Genomic DNA, 19129 nt, shown 5'->3' on the forward strand with positions numbered 1-19129 from the left:
ACGGTGCGGGTTGGTGCCCCCGCCCTGGGCGGGGCGGGGGCACCCGATCTAGCTGGAATACACCTCGAACTCGCTGAGCTGGCCGGCTGGCCAGCCGGTGTTGCCGGTGACGGTCAGCCGCAGGTACCGCTGGCTGGTCGCCGTGAAGGTCACGGTGACCGTGTTGCCGCTGCCCGGATTGAAGGTGTAGCCGGCGGACGCCTTCAGGGTGCTGAACGACGAGCCGTTGGTGGACCCGAGCACCGAGAGCGTCTGCGTGCGCGTCTGCCAGGCCGATGATGGTGGGAGTTTCAGCACGATCCGGGACACCGTCCGGTTGGCGCCCAGGTCCACCGTCAGCGACTGCGGGAAGGCGTTGTTGGCGCTCTCCCAGTACGTGTTCGGGTTGCCGTCCACCGCGTTGGGGGAGGCGTACACGTCGGAGTGGCTGGTCTCGGTGATGGACCGCCCGGCCGCCAGGTTGCCGCTGGGCGGCGGCGTGGTCGGGGGCGGGGTGGTCGGGGGTGGCGTGGTGGGCGATGGCGTGCTGGACGTGCCGCCGTACACCTCGACCTCGGACAGTTGAGCGGCCGGCCAGCCGGAGTTGCCGGTGACGGTGACCCGGATGTAGCGGCGGTCACCGGAGGGCAGCACGATCGACACGGTGTTGCCCGTGCCGGGGGCGAAGACCCGACCGGCGGACGATGCCAGCGTGGTGTACGACGAGCCGTCGGTGGAGCCGAGCACCGACAGGGTCTGGGTGCGTTGCTCCCAACCGCTGGGCAGCTTGAGCACCACCCGGTCGACCGACCGGGACGCGCCCAGGTCGATGGTGACCGACTGGGGGAAGGCGTTGTTGGCGCTCTCCCAGTAGCTGGCCGCGTTGCCGTCCACCACGTTGGACGCCGTGTAGCTCTGGTTGGTGCTGGTCGCGGTCGCCGACCGGTTCAGCGCCAGGTTCCCCCCGCTGGTGGGTGGCGGCGTGGTGGGCGGCGGGGTCGTCGGGGGCGGCGTGGTGGGCGCCGGGGTGGTCGGCGGCGGAGTGGTGGGTCCGCCGCCCCACCGCGGCTCCGGCCACGGGCCGCAGTAGGGGGTCGACGTGTACCAGCCGGAGTTGCCGCTGCCCTGGGTGATCTGGAAGCCGGCGCCCACGCAGTTGTGCATCGGGTTGCTCTGCGCGATGTTGGTGGCCCGCACGTTGGTGAAGGACACCTGGCTGTTCGCCTGCACCTGGAGCGCGTACGTGCCGGCGCCGTCGATCCGCACGTTGTTGAGGTTGATCCCGTTGGTCTGGCCCTCGATCCAGTGCAGCGCGGCGTACGAGCTGTCCAGGATGTCGGTGTCGGTGATGTTGATGGTGGGGTTCTGGAACGCCTCGTTGAGCGCGGAAAACCAGATCGCGCCGACGCCGAAGTTCCAGTTGTAGTCCGAGTTGCCGTTGCGGATCAGCGTGTTCCGGGCGATCGTCCAGGTGCCCTGGACCCCGGTGGCGCCCTGCACACCCGGGTAGCGGTTGGCGACGTGGATGCCGCCGCCGTTGGTCAGCGAGTCGGCCGTCACGTTGTCGGTGATCTTGATGTCCCGACCGCCGTAGCTGACCAGGTGGTTCGCCAGCAGGGTCACGCCGATGGTGTTGTGGGTGAAGGAGTTGTTGACGTTCGGCACGCTCTGCGCCCACATCGCCAACGCGTCGTCGCCGGTGTTGCGGACGAACGTGTTCGTCACCGTCGAGTTGGTTACGCCGGTGTGGAAGTTCACCCCGTCCGCCGTCTGGTCCAGGATCCGGCTGTTGCGGATGGTGAAGTTGTCCATCGGGCCGTCCATCCACGCCCCGACCTTGGTGTTCTCCAGCCACAGGTTGTCGACCACCGAGTTGGTCATCGCCCCGCCCAGCGCGTTTACCTGGTCGTCGTCGACCCGTTCGCGGATGTCGCCGATGATGGCGAAGTCCCGCAGTGTGACGTTGCGGCTCGGCCCGTTCGCCTCGTGCGAGCGGACCGGGCCGGTGTAGCCGCCACCGGGGACGTACTTGCCGTAGATGCCGACGGACCGGTTCCGCTCGGTGGGGTGCCGGCCGCCGAGCACCGAATACCAGGGGCCGGCGCCGCGCAGGGTCACCCCGTCGACCACCACGTGATCCCAGAGGGTGAAGGTGCCGGTCGGGATCCAGACCGCCCGGCCCTGGGCCTTTCCGGCGTCGACCGCCGCCTGGAACTTCGCGGTCGAGTCGGTCGCGCCGCTCGGGTCGGCGCCGAAGTCGGTGACCACGTCGAGCACACCGGAGGGCTTGGTGATCGCCGGTGCGACCAGCTCGAAGTCGGCCAGGTCGATGGTGAACGAGGGCGACTGGGCGGTCGAGGAGACCTGGAACCTGATCTTCGTGCCGGCGGGCTGGGTGCCGCCGAACATCGCCCGGGTCTCGTCGTAGAAGTGGTGCGGGTTGGTGTCGCCCGGGTTGTTGTTGAACGGGTATCCGCCGTAGTACCAGCCGTACTTCGACGTCACCGGGACCGACTTCAGCAGGTTCCCGTTGGCCCGCAGGTCGATGGCGGCGTCCCGGCCGGTGCCCGCCGAGTTGTCCGGCAGGCTGTAGCGGAAGGTGACCGCGTTGGCCGGGGCGCTGAGGGTGAACTCGACGTACTCGCCGACTGCGTCGAGGGTGACCGCCTCCCGGCCGGACGCCTCGGACGGCAGCGTGCCGTAGCGCCGGTCCGGGCCGATCTTCGTGCCGTTGTGGGCGGCCTCCTCCGCCTCCTGTTCGATGAACGGGACGGTGGCGCCCCGGCCGGTGATGTCGAAGGGGGACAGCCCGGCCGCCGAGGCCGGGGTCGCGGTGCCGGTGACCGCGAGTGCGGTCAACGATGTGGCGGCGAGCAGGGTGGCGGCGATGGCGGCCAACCCTGCCCGGGTCGGGTGTCGGAGATGGTGCGGGGTGCCGGTGGTGTGGTTGGCCATGAGCTGCGCTCTCCCTTTCGTCAGGCAGGCCAGATCCCCCCGTGTCGGTGCGGCGTTACGCGTTCCCCCCTTGCTCCTCCTCTCCTGGGTGGCGTGGTGCCGGCGGCCGGGACGGGCCGCCGGCACCACGGGCGAGCAGAGTCAGGTCAGGCCGGGTCCGTCCGCCACGCGCGGCCCGTCCGCCGATTCGGCGGTACGCAACCAGACGGCGGTGTCCGACGGCAGCAACCCGTCGTCGAGTGGCCCGCTGGCCAGCAGCACCTCGCCGTCGGCCGGCATCGGAACCGGGATGTCGGAGAGGTTGACCAGGCAGTTGAAGCCACCGCCGCGGCTGAACGCGAGCACCCCGTCCGGTGCTGGCAGCCAGGTCAGTTCGCCGTCACCGAGCGTCGGCTCGGCCCGCCGGGCCTGGATCGCAGCCCGGTACAGCTCCAGCATCGAGGCCGGGTCGCCGGTCTGCGCACGGGCGGTCCGGTCCTTCCAGTCGGCCGGCTGGGGCAGCCAGGGCGCCGCGGAACCGGCGGGGCTGAACTCGAACGGCGGCTCGTCGCCGCCCCAGGGCAGCGGTACGCGGCAGCCGTCCCGCCCGGGGTCGATCCGGCCGGAACGTTCCCACATCGGGTCCTGACGCAGCGCGTACGGAATGTCCTCGACCTCGTAGAGGCCCAACTCCTCGCCCTGGTAGACGTAGGCGGCGCCGGGAAGCGACAGCGACAGCAGCGCGGCGGCCCGGGCCCGGCGGGTGCCCAGTTCCAGGTCGGTGGGTGTCCCCTCGCGCTTGGCGGCGAAACTGAACCTGGTGTCCGCCCGCCCGTAGCGGGTGACGTGTCGGGTGACGTCGTGGTTCGAGAGCACCCAGGTGGCCGGCGCGTTGACCGGCGCGTGCGCGCTCAGCGTCCCGTCGATGCTCTCGCGCAGCGCCGAGGCGTCCCACGCGCAGCCGAGGAAGTCGAAGTTGAACGCCGCGTGCAGTTCGTCCGGGCGCAGGTAGTTGGCGAACCGTTGCCGGTCCGGCAGCCACACCTCACCGATCAGCGCGCGGTCGGTGTACTCGTCGGCGACCCGACGCCAGCCCCGGTAGATGTCGTGCACCCCGTCGAGGTCGTGGAACGGGTGCGGCTGGTCGGGCTGGACCTCGGGCAGCGTCCCGTCCTTGACCAGCAGTCCGGCCGAGTCGATCCGGATGCCGTCCACGCCCCGGTCGAACCAGAACCGCAGGATGTCCTCGAATTCGGCCCGTACCCGGGGGTGGTCCCAGTTGAAGTCCGGCTGCTGCGGGGCGAACAGGTGCAGGTACCAGTCGCCGGGGGTGCCGTCCGGGTTGGTGGTGCGGGTCCACGTCTCGCCACCGAACTCACCGATCCAGTCGGTGGGCCGTTGGTCACCGTTGGGGCCCCGGCCGGGCCGGAACCAGAACAGGTCCCGTTCGGGCGCGTCGGGCCCGCCGGCGAGCGCGGCCTGGAACCAGGGGTGCGCGTCGGAGCAGTGGTTGGGCACCACGTCGACGATGGTCCGGATGCCCAGCGCGTGCGCCTCCGCGATCAGTGCCTCCGCCTCGACGAGGCTGCCGAAGACCGGGTCGATGTCGCGGTAGTCGGACACGTCGTAGCCGGCGTCGGCCATCGGCGAGGGGTACCAGGGGCTGAACCAGATCGCGTCGATGCCGAGCGCGGACAGGTGATTCAGCCGCGACCGGATGCCAGCGATGTCGCCGATGCCGTCGCCGTTGCCATCCGCGAAGCTCCGGGGATACACCTGGTAGATCACCGCTCCACGCCACCACGGACTTCTGTCAGCTGTGGACACGAGCACCTGCTTTCTGCGTCAGTACGTCGGCGGGTTCGCCGGAGGAAGATATGTGTCGGGCGAACGGTCGTTGTTCGCCGCGCGGGAGGACCGGTGGTCGCTATCCCTTGATGCTGCCCGTGGTCAGACCGGACATGATGTTCCGCTGGAAGATCAGGAAGATGATGACAGTCGGGATCGCGGCGATGACCGACGCGGCGATCACCACGTTCATCGGTGTGCCGCCCGCGAAGGTGTAGATGCCGACGCTGACCGTCCGGGTCTCGGGCGACGGCATGACCAGCTTCGGCCAGAGGAAGTCCTTCCAGACCGCCGTCACGGCGAAGATGGAGACGACGCCGAGGATGGGGCGCGACAGCGGCAGGATGATCGACCAGAGCGTGCGCAGCGAGGACGCCCCGTCCATGAGGGCGGCCGCCATCAACTCCTCGGGGATCGAGTCGAAGAACCGTTTCAACAGGAAGATGTTGAACGCGTTCGCGACCATCGGCAGCCAGATCGCGAACGGTGAGTCGAGCAGGTTGATGTGCAGGATCGGCAGGTCGAGCACCGTCACGTACTGCGGAACGATGAGGACCATCGCCGGGATCATCAGGGTCCCCAGCATCAGGGCGAGGATCGTGTTGCCGAAGATCGGTCGAAGCTTGGACAGCGAGTACGCGGCGGCGCTGTCGAAGACGAGTTGGAACAGCACCGCGCCGATGGCGTAGTAGAAGGTGTTGAACAGCAGCTTGGCGAGGGCCAGGTTGTTCCACGCGTCGACGTAGTTCTGCGGCTGCGGGTCCTTCGGGAACAGCGACGGCGGGGTCTGGGCGATCTCCTGGCCGGACTTGAGCGCGCCGGTGACCATCCAGTAGAGCGGCCCGAGGAAGACGAGCGTGAACCCCGCCACGACCACGACCAGCAGCGTCCAGTAGATGACCCGGCCGCGCCCCCGGCTGAGCTGGGCATGAGAGATGAGGGTCCGGGTTCCGGAATCCTGTGCCATTCCTCGCCGTCCTAGTCCTGTTTCGCAGTCAGCCGCACGTACACGGCGGAGAAGCCGGCCAGCACCACGAGCATGATCACGCCCAGCGCGGCCGCGCCGTTGAGGTCGTTCTGGAAGAACCCGTGCTGGTAGATGAGGTACGCCACCGAGGTCGCGGAGTCCTCCGCGCCCGCACCGTTGGCGAGGATCAGTGGCTCGATGAAGAGCTGCATGGTGGCGACGATCTGGAGCATCGCCAGGAGCGCGAGGATCAACCGGGTCTGCGGGATCGTCACGTGGCGGATCCGCTTCCAGATCCCGGCGCCGTCGAGTTCCGCGGCCTCGTAGAGCTCGCCGGGAATGTTCTGCAACGACGCCAGGTAGATCAGCACCGCGCCGCCCATGTTCATCCAGGTGGACGCGACCACCATCGCCGGCATCGTCATCTCCGGCGACTGCATCCACTGCGAGGTGGGCAGGTGCAGCGCCTTGAGGATCGCGTTGAAGAGCCCGGCCTCGCTCGGGTCGTAGGCGTAGAACTTGAAGAGGAACAGCGCCGAGGCCGGCGGCAGCATCACCGGCAGGTAGACCAGGATGCGCAGGTACCCCTTGGCGTGGCGGAACTCGTTGAGCAGGATCGCCACGAAGAACGGCACCACGTACCCGAGGGCCAGCGCCAGGACCGTGAAGTAGAACGTGTTCTGCCAGGCCGTCCAGAAGCTGGGGTCGGCGATGATGCGGGAGTAGTTGTCCCAGCCCACCCAGGTGGTCTCACCGCGCCGGGTCCGCTGGAAGCTCATCACGATGCCGCGGACCATCGGGTACCAGGAGAAGACGACGAAGCAGAGCACCGCGCCGATCAGGAACGCGTGACCGGTGAGGTTGTCCCGTACCTTGCGGCCGAGGCTGGTGCGCTGCGGCCCCGCCGAGTACGGCGACGGAGGGCGGCCCGCGTTCCTGGGGGTCTGCGGGACGGTGGTGATCGCCAAGGCAACTCCTGGGTGAGTCGGTGACGTCGAGATGTGGTGCGAATGGCGTGGGGGCCGGGTCGGCGTCCCGGCCCCCACACGATCGGTCAGCTCTCGGCGGCGAGGAGCTGGTTGACCTTCTCCTCGGCGGTCTTGAGCAGCGCGTCGATGTTCGCGTTCGGGTTGGTCAGCACACCGGACATCGCGGCGTCGAGCACCGCGTAGACCGCCTGTGCGTTGCGCGGCTCACCCTTGATCGGCACCGGGGTGGCCTCGAAGAGCGCGAAGTTCGCCGTGTCGACGTTCGCGTTCGCCTTGCGCAGCTCCAGTTCCTGCTTCTGCGCGTCGCTGCCGTTGGCGAAGAGCAGCGGCTGGGGCAGACCCACCGGGTAGTTCTGCGGCTTGGCCCGGACGTAGTCGAACTGGCCCTTGCCCGGGGTGAGCTTCTGGTACGCGATCCACTTCATACCGGCCTTGACCTGCTCGGGGGTCAGGTCCTTCTTGAAGAAGTAGCCCTCGCCACCACCGAGCGTCCCCTTCGCTGCGCCGTCCTGGCCGGGCAGCGGGCTCATCGCCCAGTCCTGGAACTTGCCCTGGAACTGGCTGACGATCGCCTGGGTGGCGTCCGGTGCACCGATGAACATGCCGACCTTGCCCGCGCCGGCGTTCGTCAGCAGGTCGCCCCACTGCAGCAGCTGGCGGGAGCCCATGCTGTTGTCGCCGTACCGCATGTCCTTGATGTTCTGCAGGACCTGCTTGCCCTGGGCGTTGTTGAAGTCGGCCTTCTTGCCGTCCGCTGTCAGCACCTGGCCGCCCTGGGAGTAGAGCAGGGAGGTGAAGTGCCAGCCGCCGGTGTTGCCGGCGCTGTACTCCGAGTAGCCGGCGATGCCGTTGCCGAGTGCGGAGATCTTCTTGGCGGCGGCCCGGACGTCGGCCCAGGTCTTCGGCGGGTTGTTGACGTCGAGCCCGGCCTTCTGGAACAGGACCTTGTTGTAGACCAGGCCCATCGAGTAGTTCTTGACCGGAACGGCGTAGAGCTTGCCGCCGTCGGTGAAGACCTCCTTGAGCGCCGGGTCGACGCTGTCCCAGGTGGAGATCGTGTCCTTGTTGGCGTACTGGGTGATGTCCATCGCCTGACCGGAGTCGAGCACCTGCTGAAGGTCGGTCATGTACCCGTAGAAGACGTCGGTCACGGTGCCACCGGCGAGGCGAGCGGTGAAGTCCGGCGGGTTGTTGCACTGCTCGCCGACGCTGACGCTCTTGATGATGATGTCCGGGTTCTGCTTCTGGAACTCGGCGACGTCGTCGTTCCAGTTCTTCAACAGCTCTTTCTGGGCCCCGACCGGCTGGCAGTCGACCGTGATGGTGACCTTGCCGCCGGCGGTCGAGTCCTTGTCGTCGCCCTTCGTGGAGCACGCCGTGAGGCTGAGCCCCAGGCCGGCCACGAGCGCAACCGCCGCAGCCTTTCGGTATTGCGGTACGGACATCTGTCCATCCCTTCGGGAACGGGTGTCTCCAATGACCTTCGCTGATCTGCGGTGATACGACCTGACGCCCAGTAGCTGCGTCGGAGCCAGGTGTGAGTGGAGTCACTGTAACGAGGCCGACTCATTTCGGCAAGGTATCGACCCCGTTCCGAAAGGACGCGACGTGATTGCGACAGATGTTGGCAAGCTTGTGAAAGCAGCCCGACATGTTGGCTTTTGCTCACTTATGGAGGGTCATTCGGCCCGGTCGATCCCGCTCGTGGCGAGCAACGACGAAAACGGCCGCCGACCGCGCGAAGCGGTCGACGGCCGAAGCGTCGTGCGGTGCGGTCCCTAGCGACCAGGGGCAGGCGCGGTCGAGCCGCGAACCACCAGCTCGGGCTCGAACAGCAACTCGTCGTGCAGCACGCCGGCGCCTTCGATCTGGGTGACCAGCAGGTCCACGGCAGCCTGCCCCATCGTCTCGATCGGCTGCCGCACCGTGGTCAATGGCGGGTCGGTGCACGTCATGAACGCGGAGTCGTCGTAGCCCACCACCGACACGTCACCCGGCACCGAACGACCCAGCCGCCGGGCCGCACGGATCGTGCCCAACGCCAGCACGTCGCTGGCACAGATGATGCCGGTCACCCCACGCTCAACCAACTTGGTCGCGGCGACCCGCGCCCCTTCCATGGAGAAGCTGGAGCGCTCGACACACTCCGCCTCGTCGTCGCCCCAGCCCGCCACCTGGATCATCGCGTCCAGTTTGCGGCGGGACGGCACATGCCCCTCCGGGCCGAGCACCATGCCGATCCGTTCGTGCCCGAGCGAGCGCAGGTGCCCGTACGCCTGCTCCACCGCCACCGCGTCGTCCGTGGACACACGGGGGAAACCCAACTCGTCCACGCCCGCGTTGACCAGCACCACCGGAAGACCCCGTTCGGTCAGCCGACGGTAGTGGTCGTGCCGGGCGTCGGTGAGCGCATACGAGCCACCAGCGAAGATCACCCCGGAGACCTGGTGGTCGAGGAGCATCTCCACGTAGTCCATCTCGGACACACCACCGATGGTCCGGGCGCAGAGGGCCGGGGTGTAGCCACGCTGGGCGAGGGTCCCGGTGACCACCTCGGCCAGCGCCGGGAAGATCGGGTTCTGCAACTCGGGCAGCACCAGCCCGACGAGGCGGGCCCGTTCCCCGCGCAGTTTTGTCGGCCGCTCGTAACCGAGCACGTCCAGCGCGGTCAGCACGGCGGTCCGGGTCGCCTCGGAGACACCGTCGCGGCCGTTGAGCACCCGGCTGACGGTGGCCTCGCTGACGCCCGCCTTCTTGGCAACTTCAGTCAACCGCTTGGTCACGGTCGCAATAGTACGTCACCGCTATGAAAGAAATGAACAGCAAAGTGCGCAACGATTGCTCGCTCGCTGCCGCGTTCTGGCCGGCGTCCCCGTCAGGACAGATCGTGCAGTGCCGCCTCGATGGCGCGGTGGAAGGTCGGGTACGCGTAGATCATGTGGCGGAGCTGACTCAGCGGCACCGCCGCGTGCACCGCCACCACCAGCGCGGAGAGCACCTCGCCACCAGCCGGGCCGACCGACGTCGCGCCGATCAGCACGCCCTGGTCGGCATCCGCGACGAGCTTGATGAAACCGTCGTCGCCGACCTGGTGGATCCAACCCCGGGTCGAGCTGCCGAGCTTGGTGAAACCGACCTGCACGTTGATGCCACGCTCACGGGCCTGCCGCTCGGTGAGCCCGACCGCGCCAACCTCGGGATCGGTGAAGGTCACCCGGGGCAGCGCGCGGTAGTCGGCTCGCGGGACGGTACCGGCGGCCCCGCTCGACCCGCTGGCGGCCAGCGAACTGGACGCGCCCATCGCGCCGCCGACCACGCTGGAGGTCCCGCTGGCGTCCGCCCCCGCCTCCGCCTGCCGGGTACGGGCCAGCACGTCGGCGATCACGATCCCCGCCTGGTACATGGCGATGTGGGTGAAGGCGCCCTCGCCGGTCACGTCGCCGACCGCCCAGACCTGGTCGGTGACGTGCAACCGGTCGTCGACCGGCAGGAAGCGCTGGCCGGCGTCCACGCCGATCGTGTCCAACCCCAGCTCTTCCAGGTGCGCCTTGCGGCCCGTCACCACGAGCAGTTGGTCGGCGGTGAACTCCACCCCGCCGCCACCGTGCAGGGTGAACCGGGTCCCGTCGTGTTCGACCCGCTCGGCGCGTACCCCGGTGTGGATCTCCACGCCGTCGGCGCGCAGCGCCGCGGCGGCGACCTCGGACGCCTCCGGCTCCTCGACGGCCAGCACCCGGTCGAGCGCCTCCACCACGGTGACCCGGACTCCGAAGCGGGCGAAGACCTGGGCAAGCTCCAGGCCGATCGCGCCGCCGCCGAGCACCAGCAGCGACTCCGGCAGTTGGTCGGCCTCGATCGCCTGGTGGTTGGTCCAGTACGGCGTGTCGGCCAGACCGTCGATCGGCGGCACCGACGGACGGGAGCCGGTGCCCAGCACGACCCCATGCCGAGCCTGGAACACCTGGTCACCGACCCGGACCCGGCCCGGGCCGTCGAACCGGCCGCTGCCTCGGACGAGCCGGCCGCCCTTGCCGATGAACCGCTCCGCCGCGACCGTGTCGTCCCAGGTGTCGGTGGCCTCCTCGCGGATCCTCTTCGCCACCGGAGCCCAGTCCGGCTGGACCTGCGCAGTCCCGGCCAGCCCGTCGACCCGGCGGGCCTCGGCGAGCGCGTTGGCGGCCCTGATCATCATCTTGCTCGGGATGCAGCCCCAGTACGGGCACTCCCCACCGACCAGGTCCCGTTCGATGCCGACGACGCTCAGGCCGGCCTCGGCGAGCCGCTCGGCCACCTCCTCGCCACCGACGCCGAGCCCCACCACGACCACATCCACAAGCTCCAGCTCCGCCACTCGAACAGCATCCCCCAGCGACAACACGGCAACCACCGGGGCCGGAGGAAAAGTCGGCACGCCGACCAGCCCCGGCCGCTTACCGTGGCGGGATGCACGCGCGCTTCGCTCCGGTCCGGGACTGCTTCCACGACCTGTTCACCGCCGGTCGGGAGACCGGCGCCAGCCTGACCATCTGGTACGACGGGCAGCCGGTCGTCGACCTGGTCGGCGGTTGCCGGACCGGCGCTGGGCACGACGGCGAGCCGTGGCGGCCGGACACGCTGGTGAACGTCTACTCGGCCGGTAAACCGGTGGCGGCGCTCTGCCTGCTGATGCTCGTCGACCAGGGGAAGGTCGATCTCGACGCTCCCGTCGCCCGGTACTGGCCGGAGTTCCGCACCCCCGCCAGCGTCCGCCAGGTGTTGTCGCACACCGCCGGGCTGCCCGCCTTTCCGGTGCCCCGGCCGGCCGCCGCCATCGCCGACTGGGCGCTGCTCGCCGGTGACCTGGCCGCCGCCGACCCCGAGTGGCCGCCGGGCTCGGTGGCCGGCGAGCACGCCTGGACGTACGGGCACCTGGTGGGCGAGGTGGTCCGGCGGGTCGACGGACGGTCGGTTGGCCGCTTCCTGGCCGAGGAGATCGCCGGCCGGTGGCAGCTCGACCTCGGCTTCGGGCTGGCCGAGGCGGACCAGCGGCGCTGTGCGGACCTGCGGTACGGCGACCCGGGATGGCCGAGTCGGAAGCTCGGCGCGCCGGGAGCACTGCGCGCGCGAGCGATGGGCAATCCGGCCGGCGGGCTGGACGTGGCCGTGCTGAACAGCCCGCTCTGGCGCGGTGCCGAGATGCCCGCGGTCAACCTGCACACCACCTCGGCCGGCCTGGCTCGGCTCTACACCGGCCTGCTGGCCGGCGGTGTCCTGGACGGCGTCCGGCTGTTCAGCCCGGAGCTGGTGGCCGAGGCGACCCGGGTCCAGTACGACGGGCCGGACCTGGTGCTGGGCAACCCGGTCCAGTGGACGTTGGGCATGCAGCGGGAGCCGGACGACAGTTGGGGCATGGGTGGCCTCGGCGGCAGCAGTGCGTGGGCCGACCCCGAGCGCGGCTACACCTTCGCGTACGCCACCGCCCACCTGGCCGAGCACGACCGGGTCGACGAGCTGGTCGAGGCGCTGCACTCCGTGCTGTGACGGCGCACGTCAACACGGCGCTCCCACTCGCGCAGCTGGGCGCGCAGGTCGGCGAGGGCCCGGTGATCGCGGTGCTCGCGGTCACCGGGCCGCCGGGTGGACCGTCGGCCCCGGGATGGTGACCGGCGTACCGGTCGAGGTGAGCAGAGCCCGTGCGGCCACCGTCATCCGTCGGCGCTGCGGCACCAGGGCCCGCCGGACGAAGACGTCGTAGTTCTGCGCGGCCACCTCGTCGAGGATCCCCCCGTAGAGGGCGTACGCGGTACGCATGCAGGCCTGCGAGGCCGGCGCCAGCATGGTGATGCCGGGCGCCGCGGCGGCGTAGTGCGCCTGAGCACGGGTCACCTCGTACTCGATCAGCTCGCGGATCCGGGACGTGCCGCGGCGCCGGACGCGGGCCATGGCCAACTCGTCGCGGGTGACCCCGAACTTCGCCAGGTCCTCATCGGGCAGGTAGGTGCGGCCCCGGTCGAGGTCCTCCGCGACGTCCCGGATGAAGTTGGTGAGTTGGAAGGCGAAGCCGAGCTGCCGCGCCGGCTCCCGTGCCGCTGCCGGATCGGAGCTGCCCAGGATCGGCAGCATCATGGTGCCGATGACCGCCGCCGAGCCCTCCATGTAGTCGAGCAGGTGGTCGTAGGTCGGGTACGCGGTGACGGTCAGGTCCATCGCCATGCTCTTCAGAAACGACGCAAAATCGTCCCGGTCGAGATCGAAGACGGCGATCGTGTGCAGCACGGCCGGCAGCAGCGGGTCGTCGACCGGCGCACCGTGCAGGCCGGCCATGAACTGGCCGGCCCAGTCGTCGAGGCGGGCGGCCCGCTCGGCCGTCGGCAGCTCCTCGGTGCGGTCGACGATCTCGTCCGCGAACCGGGTGAACCCGTAGAGGGCGTGCACATGTCGTCGTTTCCAAGCGGGGAGCAGTCGGGTGGCGAGATAGTAGGTGCGGCCGTGGCGTCTGTGCAGCTCACGGCACCGGTCATAGGCAACGGTGAGATCAGTATCCACCGGCCCTCCTCATTTTATCGACGCACCAATCGACGCAACTCGTAGCCTAGGGTACGCTCAGCCGCATGGCCAACGACGCAGTGGCGGGCAATGCGACCCCCGTGGCGGCGGCAGTGCCGGACGACCGGGACGACCCGGTCCGTGCCGTTCTGGTCGCGTACACCCAGGAGCTGGTCACGGCGGTCCACGAGACCCTGACCACCTTCCTCACCGCCGAGGTCAACTCCCTCACCGAAGTCGACACATCGATGGGCAGCTTCGCTGCCGCCGCCCGAGAGACCGTCCTGGCCGGCGGCAAACGGATCCGCTCCACGTTCGCCTACTGGGGTTGGCGCGGTGCGGTCGGCGGTGCCGAGCCACTGCCGCCCGTGCTGCCCGCGCTGGCCGCGTTGGAGCTGCTGCACACCTTCGCACTGGTGCACGACGACGTGATGGACGCGTCCACGACCCGTCGCGGCCGTCCCACCGCGCACATCGCGCTCGCGGAGCAGCACATCGCGGCCGGCCACCGGGGCGATCCTGAGCGATTCGGCGAGGCCGTCGCCGTGCTCATCGGCGACCTCTGCATGGTCTGGGCCGACCGGCTGCTGGCCCGCGCCACGGTGCCACCGGCCCGACTGCTCGAAGTCCGCCGCTGCTACGACCAGATGCGGGTGGAGACGGTCGCCGGGCAATATCTCGACGTGCTCGGCGAGAACGACCCGGTGAGCTGGTCGGTCGACCGCGCGCTGCGCGTCGCCCGCTACAAGACCGCCAGCTACACCGTGCAGCGACCACTGCTCTTCGGCGCCTGCCTGGCCGGGGTGCCCGCCGACGATCCGCTGGCCTGCGCGTACACCCGCTATGGCCTGGCCGTCGGCGAAGCGTTCCAGCTCCGCGACGACCTGCTCGGCGTCTACGGCGATCCGACCGCCACCGGCAAGCCGGCCGGTGACGACCTGCGCACCGGCAAACCGACCACGCTGCTCATGCTGGCTCAGGAGTTGGCCACACCCGCCCAGTTCAGGGCGTTGGAGCGGGCCACCGACGGACCGGTCGACCGGCTCGCCGAGTTGGTCGCCGAGACCGGCGCGGTGGCCCGGGTGGAGCGGATGATCGCCGAGCGGGTGGGCGACGCGCTGGCCGCGCTCGACACCGCACCCGTCGACCGGACGGCGCGGACCGCGCTGACCGGGCTGGCCACCGCCGTCACCAACCGGCGAGCATGATGTTCGACTTTCTCCAGGAGGTGGTCACGTGCGGACGGTGACAGGACGGACGGACCGGGTGGTGGTCGTCGGGGCCGGGCTGGGCGGGCTCGCCTGCGCGCTGCACCTGGCCGGCAGCGGCCGACAGGTGACCGTGTTGGAGCGCGAGCCGGTGCCCGGCGGGCGAGCCGGCCGGCTCGGCGTGGACGGCTACGAATTCGACACCGGCCCGACCGTGCTCACCATGCCCGACCTGATCGCCGAGGCGCTCGGCGCGGTCGGTGAGGAGTTGCACGACTGGCTCGACCTGACCCCGCTCGACCCTGCCTACCGGGCCTACTACCCGGACGGCTCGACCCTGGACGTCCGCACCGACCCCGCCCGGATGGCGGCCGAGATCTCCCGGGTCTGCGGGCCTCGCGAGGCCGACGGCTACCTGCGCTTCGTCGACTACGCGCGGGAGCTGTGGCGCCTGGAGCGGGCCGACTTCATCGAACGCAACCTGGACGCGCCGACCGACCTGCTCACCGGCAACCTGCTCAAGCTGCTCACCGGTGGGGCCTTCCGACGCCTCCAAACGAAGATCAACCAATTCTTCCGGGACCCGCGTACCCAGCGGATCTTCTCCTTCCAGGCGATGTACGCGGGCCTCGCGCCGCACGACGCGCTCGCCATCTACGCGGTCATCGCGTACCTCGACTCGGTGGCCGGGGTCTACTTCCCGCGCGGCGGCATCCACGCGGTCTCCAAGGCGATGGCCGGCGCCGCCGAGAAGCACGGCGTGCAGATCCGGTACGACACGACGGTGACCCGGGTGGAGACGGCGAACGGCCGTGCCACCGGCGTGCTCACCGCCGACGGCGAACTGGTGCCGGCCGACGTGGTCGTGCTCAACCCCGACCTGCCGGTCGCCTACCGGGACCTGCTCCCCGCCGCTCGGCAGCGCCGGATCACCTACTCCCCGTCCTGCGTCGTTCTGCACGTCGGCTCCCGACAGGCTTATGCAAAGATCGCCCATCACAACATCCATTTCGGACGCGCGTGGAAGGGCACCTTCGATGAGGTCATCCGGCGAGGCGAACTGATGACCGACCCGTCGCTGCTGGTGACCAACCCGAGTCGAACCGACCCCACGGTGGCCCCACCCGACCGACACACCTATTACGTGCTCGCCCCGGTGCCCAACCTGGAGCGGGCCCCGTTCGAGTGGCGGGGCGACCTGACCCAGCGTTACAGCGACCAACTGATCGGCACCCTGGAGGAGCGCGGCTACGTCGGCTTCGGTGCCGGGGTCGAGGTGCTGCGGGCGATCACCCCGGCCGAGTGGGAGGAGCAGGGAATGGCCGCGGGCACCCCGTTCGCCGCCGCCCACACCCTCTTCCAGACCGGCCCGTTCCGCCCCTCGAACCTGCACCGCGACCTGTCGAACGTGGTCTTCGTCGGCTCCGGGACCCAGCCCGGCGTCGGCGTACCGATGGTGCTCATCTCCGGCAAGCTCGCCGCCGGCCGGATCACCGGGGAAGGCCGATGAGCGCCCGCGAGGAGCACCTGGTCGAGCTGGTCGACGAGACCGGCAAAGCGCACGGCGAGATGACCGTCGCGGCCGCACACCAGCCCCCGGGACAACTGCACCGGGCCTTCTCGGTGCTGCTGGTGGACCCGGACGGCCAGGTGCTACTTCAGCGCCGAGCAGCCATCAAGACCCGGTTCCCGCTGCGCTGGGCCAACTCCTGCTGCGGCCACCCCCAGCCGGGCGAGTCACTCGCCGAGGCGGCCAACCGGCGGCTGCGCGAGGAGTTGGGCACGGGCCCGGTCGAGCTGACCGAGGTCGGCGTCTACGTCTACTACGCCGAGGACCCCGCGACCGGTCGGGTCGAATTCGAGTACGACCACGTGCTGCGGGGTGACTTCCTGCCCGCGGCCCCGCTACAGCCGAGCCCGGACGAGGTGGCCGAGCTACGGTGGGCCGACCCCGCCGCACTGGAGGCCGAACTGGACCTCGACCCCCGGTCGTACGCGCCCTGGCTGGGCGGGGTGGTGAACCGGCTGCTGCACCCCTCGGGGGCCACCCCGGGCGTACCCGGCTCGGCCGTGACCCCGCCCGGCTCGTCGGCGGATGACACGGCGGAGCGGTCGGGTGGTCGATGAGGCGCTGAGCGCGGGCGCGGTCGCACGCCGGCTGGGGGTCGCGGTGACGACCCTGCGCACCTGGCACCAGCGCTACGGGCTCGGGCCCAGCGAACACGTTCCCGGCCACCACCGTCGATACACCGCCAGCGACCTGGCCCGTCTCGAGATCATGCGACGGCTCACCGCCGACGGGGTGAGCCCCGCGGAGGCGGCCCGCTGGGCCCGCCAGGCACCGGATCCGACCACTGGCACTGTCGCCCCCAGCCGGATCCAGCGACCGGGTCGGGACGGCGGCGGAACCATCCCGGTGGGCCGCGCCGGCCCGGCGGCCCGCGGGTTGGCCCGGGCCGCCATGCGGCTGGACGCGGCGGCGATCAGCGAGACGATCGCACACACCCTGGCCGCTGGCGGCGTCATCGCCACCTGGGAAGGCCTGCTGCGCCCGGTGCTCGCCGGCATTGGCGAACGCCACGCCGCCACCGCCGGCCTGATCGAGGTGGAACATCTGGTGTCCCGCTGCGTCTCGGAGGCTCTCGCGGCAGCCAGTCGGGCCAAGGTTCCCACCGGGACGGCCCGGATCCTGCTCTCCTGCGCCGACGAGGAACAGCACACACTGCCGTTGGAGGCGTTGGCAGCCGCTCTCGCGGAGGCCGGTGTCAGCTACCGGGCGCTCGGCGCCCGGGTGCCGGTGGCCGCCCTCGTCGAGGCGGTCAACCGGACCGGACCGGCCGCCGTGGTGCTCTGGTCGCACACCCGGGCCACCGCCGACCCGGCTCAGCTCAGCGCGCTGCTCGCGGCTCCCCGCCGCCCACTGTTGGTGCTCGCCGCCGGCCCCGGGTGGCGGGCCGACACACTCCCCGCGGGGGTGGTCCGGCCGGTCGACCTGGCCGAGGCGGTCTCGCTCGCCGTCGCGGTCCGTGACTCGCTGGACCAGTCGAGGCATGACTGACCGCACTGTCGCCCGCTGACGGCGTGAACTACCGTCGGGTGGTCCGCCTACCCCGACCCCCGGGAGCGAGCACATGCAAGCCCGCGCCGTCCTGGCGTCCGTCCTCGCCATGGCGCTGGTCTTGTCCGGTTGTGCCCAACCGGACCGAACCATCGCACCCGCCGGCGCACCGCAGCCGGTGCAATCGAGCACGCCAGCCCCCACCCCGTCGCCGCACCCCACCGTCGCCAAGCCGACCAAGCCTCCGCTGCGACCGCTGCCGGCCAAGCTCCCAACCGGCCTGCGGCGCAACACCGGCGTACGCCCGGTGGTCCTGACCTTCGACGACGGACCCAGCCCGGCCTGGACACCCAAGGTGCTCGACCAACTGCGGGCGGCCAAGGTGACCGCCACCTTCTGCGTGGTCGGTAGCGAGGTGCAGCGCCATCCGGAGCTGGTCCGCCGGATCGTCCGCGAGGGCCACCAGCTCTGCAACCACAGTTGGCGACACGACCTCGACCTGGCTCGGCGACCTGTCGCCGAGATCAAGGCCGACCTGGAACGCACCAACAAGGCCATCCAGGCGGCGTCGCCCGGCGCGAAGGTGCTCTTCTACCGACAGCCGGGGGGTCGGTGGACGTCGGAAGTGCTGGCGGTCGCGAAGGATCTCGGCATGCGCCCCCTGCACTGGTCGGTCGACCCACAGGACTGGGACAAGCCGAGCGCCGCCACGATCGGCAAGCGAGTCCACTCCGCCGCTCGCCCCGGCTCCATCGTGTTGCTGCATGACGGAGGCGGTAATCGGGCTGCGACGCTCGCCGCCTGCCCCCACCTGATCGCCGACCTGAAGCAACGCTTCGGCATCACCCGACTCCGCTAGACCGGCCTTGACCTGCAGTTATGCCCAGCCCAAAGCCCTTGCCGACACCGATTTTGTCGACCGACCCGGCATCACGTATGCTTTCCAAGCCTCCGGCGGGGCCGGATGGGAGCAAGTCCGCTTGAAGTTGCAATGTGCAATGATGGCGGGGCCGCCCTCATCGTCTAGCGGCCCAGGACGCCGCCCTTTCAAGGCGGTAGCACGGGTTCGAATCCCGTTGGGGGCACGACCGGCGAAAGCCGGAGCACGACCGGCGAAAGCCGGAGCAACACAAGCTAGGTCCTGTGGAGCAGTTGGAGTGCTCGCCGCCCTGTCAAGGCGGAGGTCGCGGGTTCAAGTCCCGTCAGGACCGCAGCGCTGACGCCGCGCCTCGCGCGGCGTTCTGCGTATCGGAGCAGGTCACCCTGCCGCCGGTTCGTCCGGTTGGCGGGTAACATGAGCCGAGCGGTACGGCCAGGTAGCTCAGTTGGTACGAGCGTCCGACTGAAAATCGGAAGGTCGGCGGTTCGACCCCGCCCCTGGCCACATAGCCTTTCGCCGGGCTACAGAGGTCCCCACCAGCGGAAACGCAGGTGGGGATCTTGCTGTTACGGCGGTTCGGCGACAATCCTGATCGGCCACTCCTGGTCACCTGGGTAATCGTCCGCAGCTTCAGTCCAGGCAGGTCCGGACCAGACCCGGACCGGCAAGATCCACTCAACTTCCCCGATATGGGGGCATCCGAGCGCCCGGATACCGCAATGTCGCCGAAATTGAGTCGAT

At 70.0% G+C, this 19129-nt stretch carries 14 protein-coding genes and 3 tRNA genes; 9 read left to right on the top strand and 8 right to left on the bottom strand.

Features of this window, described 5'->3' with window-relative positions; all coding sequences use genetic code 11:
• Positions 1-48 precede the first annotated feature (48 nt).
• From C7C45_RS06670 to C7C45_RS06700, 7 genes are all read right to left on the bottom strand, one after another.
• Entirely contained in the window at positions 49-2934 is a 2886-nt protein-coding gene (locus C7C45_RS06670) for a galactose-binding domain-containing protein (RefSeq protein WP_110562772.1), read from the bottom strand.
• A gap of 141 nt (positions 2935-3075) precedes the next feature.
• On the bottom strand, positions 3076-4740 hold the full coding sequence (locus tag C7C45_RS06675) for a glycoside hydrolase family 13 protein (RefSeq protein ID WP_110562923.1): 1665 nt from the start codon (positions 4738-4740) through the stop codon (positions 3076-3078).
• Positions 4741-4840: 100 nt separating this feature from the next.
• Entirely contained in the window at positions 4841-5728 is an 888-nt protein-coding gene (locus C7C45_RS06680; protein WP_110562773.1) for a carbohydrate ABC transporter permease, read from the bottom strand.
• An 11-nt stretch (positions 5729-5739) separates the two neighbouring features.
• Positions 5740-6696, bottom strand: a complete 957-nt coding sequence (locus C7C45_RS06685; RefSeq protein ID WP_110562774.1) for a carbohydrate ABC transporter permease — start codon at positions 6694-6696, stop codon at positions 5740-5742.
• 86 nt (positions 6697-6782) lie between these two features.
• Complete coding sequence (locus C7C45_RS06690) at positions 6783-8162, bottom strand: ABC transporter substrate-binding protein (protein ID WP_110562775.1); 1380 nt, start codon at positions 8160-8162, stop codon at positions 6783-6785.
• A gap of 333 nt (positions 8163-8495) precedes the next feature.
• Positions 8496-9500 (bottom strand): LacI family DNA-binding transcriptional regulator, encoded by a 1005-nt coding sequence (locus C7C45_RS06695; protein WP_110562776.1) that lies wholly within the window; start codon positions 9498-9500, stop codon positions 8496-8498.
• 92 nt (positions 9501-9592) lie between these two features.
• A complete protein-coding gene (locus C7C45_RS06700; protein WP_110562777.1) occupies positions 9593-11068 on the bottom strand; it encodes a dihydrolipoyl dehydrogenase family protein in 1476 nt (491 codons plus the stop codon).
• Between the two features lie 92 nt (positions 11069-11160).
• Between C7C45_RS06700 and C7C45_RS06705 the strand changes: the two genes are divergently transcribed.
• On the top strand, positions 11161-12237 hold the full coding sequence (locus C7C45_RS06705) for a serine hydrolase domain-containing protein (protein WP_110562778.1): 1077 nt from the start codon (positions 11161-11163) through the stop codon (positions 12235-12237).
• 81 nt (positions 12238-12318) lie between these two features.
• Here the strand turns inward: C7C45_RS06705 and C7C45_RS06710 are convergent, their stop codons facing one another.
• Entirely contained in the window at positions 12319-13242 is a 924-nt protein-coding gene (locus C7C45_RS06710) for a phytoene/squalene synthase family protein (protein WP_110562779.1), read from the bottom strand.
• Between the two features lie 65 nt (positions 13243-13307).
• On the opposite strand from C7C45_RS06710, the gene C7C45_RS06715 reads away from it, so the two are divergent.
• The 8 genes from C7C45_RS06715 (at position 13308) to C7C45_RS06750 (ending at position 18892) form a co-directional block, all read left to right on the top strand.
• Positions 13308-14450: a polyprenyl synthetase family protein gene (locus C7C45_RS06715; protein ID WP_110562780.1), complete on the top strand. Its 1143-nt coding sequence runs from the start codon at positions 13308-13310 to the stop codon at positions 14448-14450.
• Positions 14451-14478: 28 nt separating this feature from the next.
• Positions 14479-15960, top strand: coding sequence for a phytoene desaturase family protein (gene crtI, locus C7C45_RS06720; RefSeq protein ID WP_110562781.1), 1482 nt, complete (start codon positions 14479-14481; stop codon positions 15958-15960).
• Positions 15957-16577 (top strand): isopentenyl-diphosphate Delta-isomerase, encoded by a 621-nt coding sequence (gene idi, locus C7C45_RS06725; RefSeq protein ID WP_110562782.1) that lies wholly within the window; start codon positions 15957-15959, stop codon positions 16575-16577. The genes crtI and idi overlap by 4 nt, the downstream gene beginning before the upstream one ends.
• On the top strand, positions 16567-17508 hold the full coding sequence (locus tag C7C45_RS06730; RefSeq protein WP_110562783.1) for a MerR family transcriptional regulator: 942 nt from the start codon (positions 16567-16569) through the stop codon (positions 17506-17508). The genes idi and C7C45_RS06730 overlap by 11 nt, the downstream gene beginning before the upstream one ends.
• A 73-nt stretch (positions 17509-17581) precedes the next feature.
• Positions 17582-18367, top strand: coding sequence for a polysaccharide deacetylase family protein (locus C7C45_RS06735; protein WP_110562784.1), 786 nt, complete (start codon positions 17582-17584; stop codon positions 18365-18367).
• 153 nt (positions 18368-18520) lie between these two features.
• Positions 18521-18593, top strand: a tRNA-Glu gene (locus C7C45_RS06740).
• Positions 18594-18645: 52 nt separating this feature from the next.
• Positions 18646-18719 (top strand) — tRNA-Asp (locus tag C7C45_RS06745).
• Between the two features lie 99 nt (positions 18720-18818).
• Positions 18819-18892: transfer RNA gene (locus C7C45_RS06750), tRNA-Phe, on the top strand.
• The last annotated feature ends 237 nt before the right edge of the window (positions 18893-19129 follow it).

Origin of the sequence: Micromonospora arborensis, from assembly GCF_003205615.1 — a bacterium.
In the GTDB taxonomy this organism is placed as follows: Bacteria; Actinomycetota; Actinomycetes; order Mycobacteriales; family Micromonosporaceae; genus Micromonospora; species Micromonospora arborensis.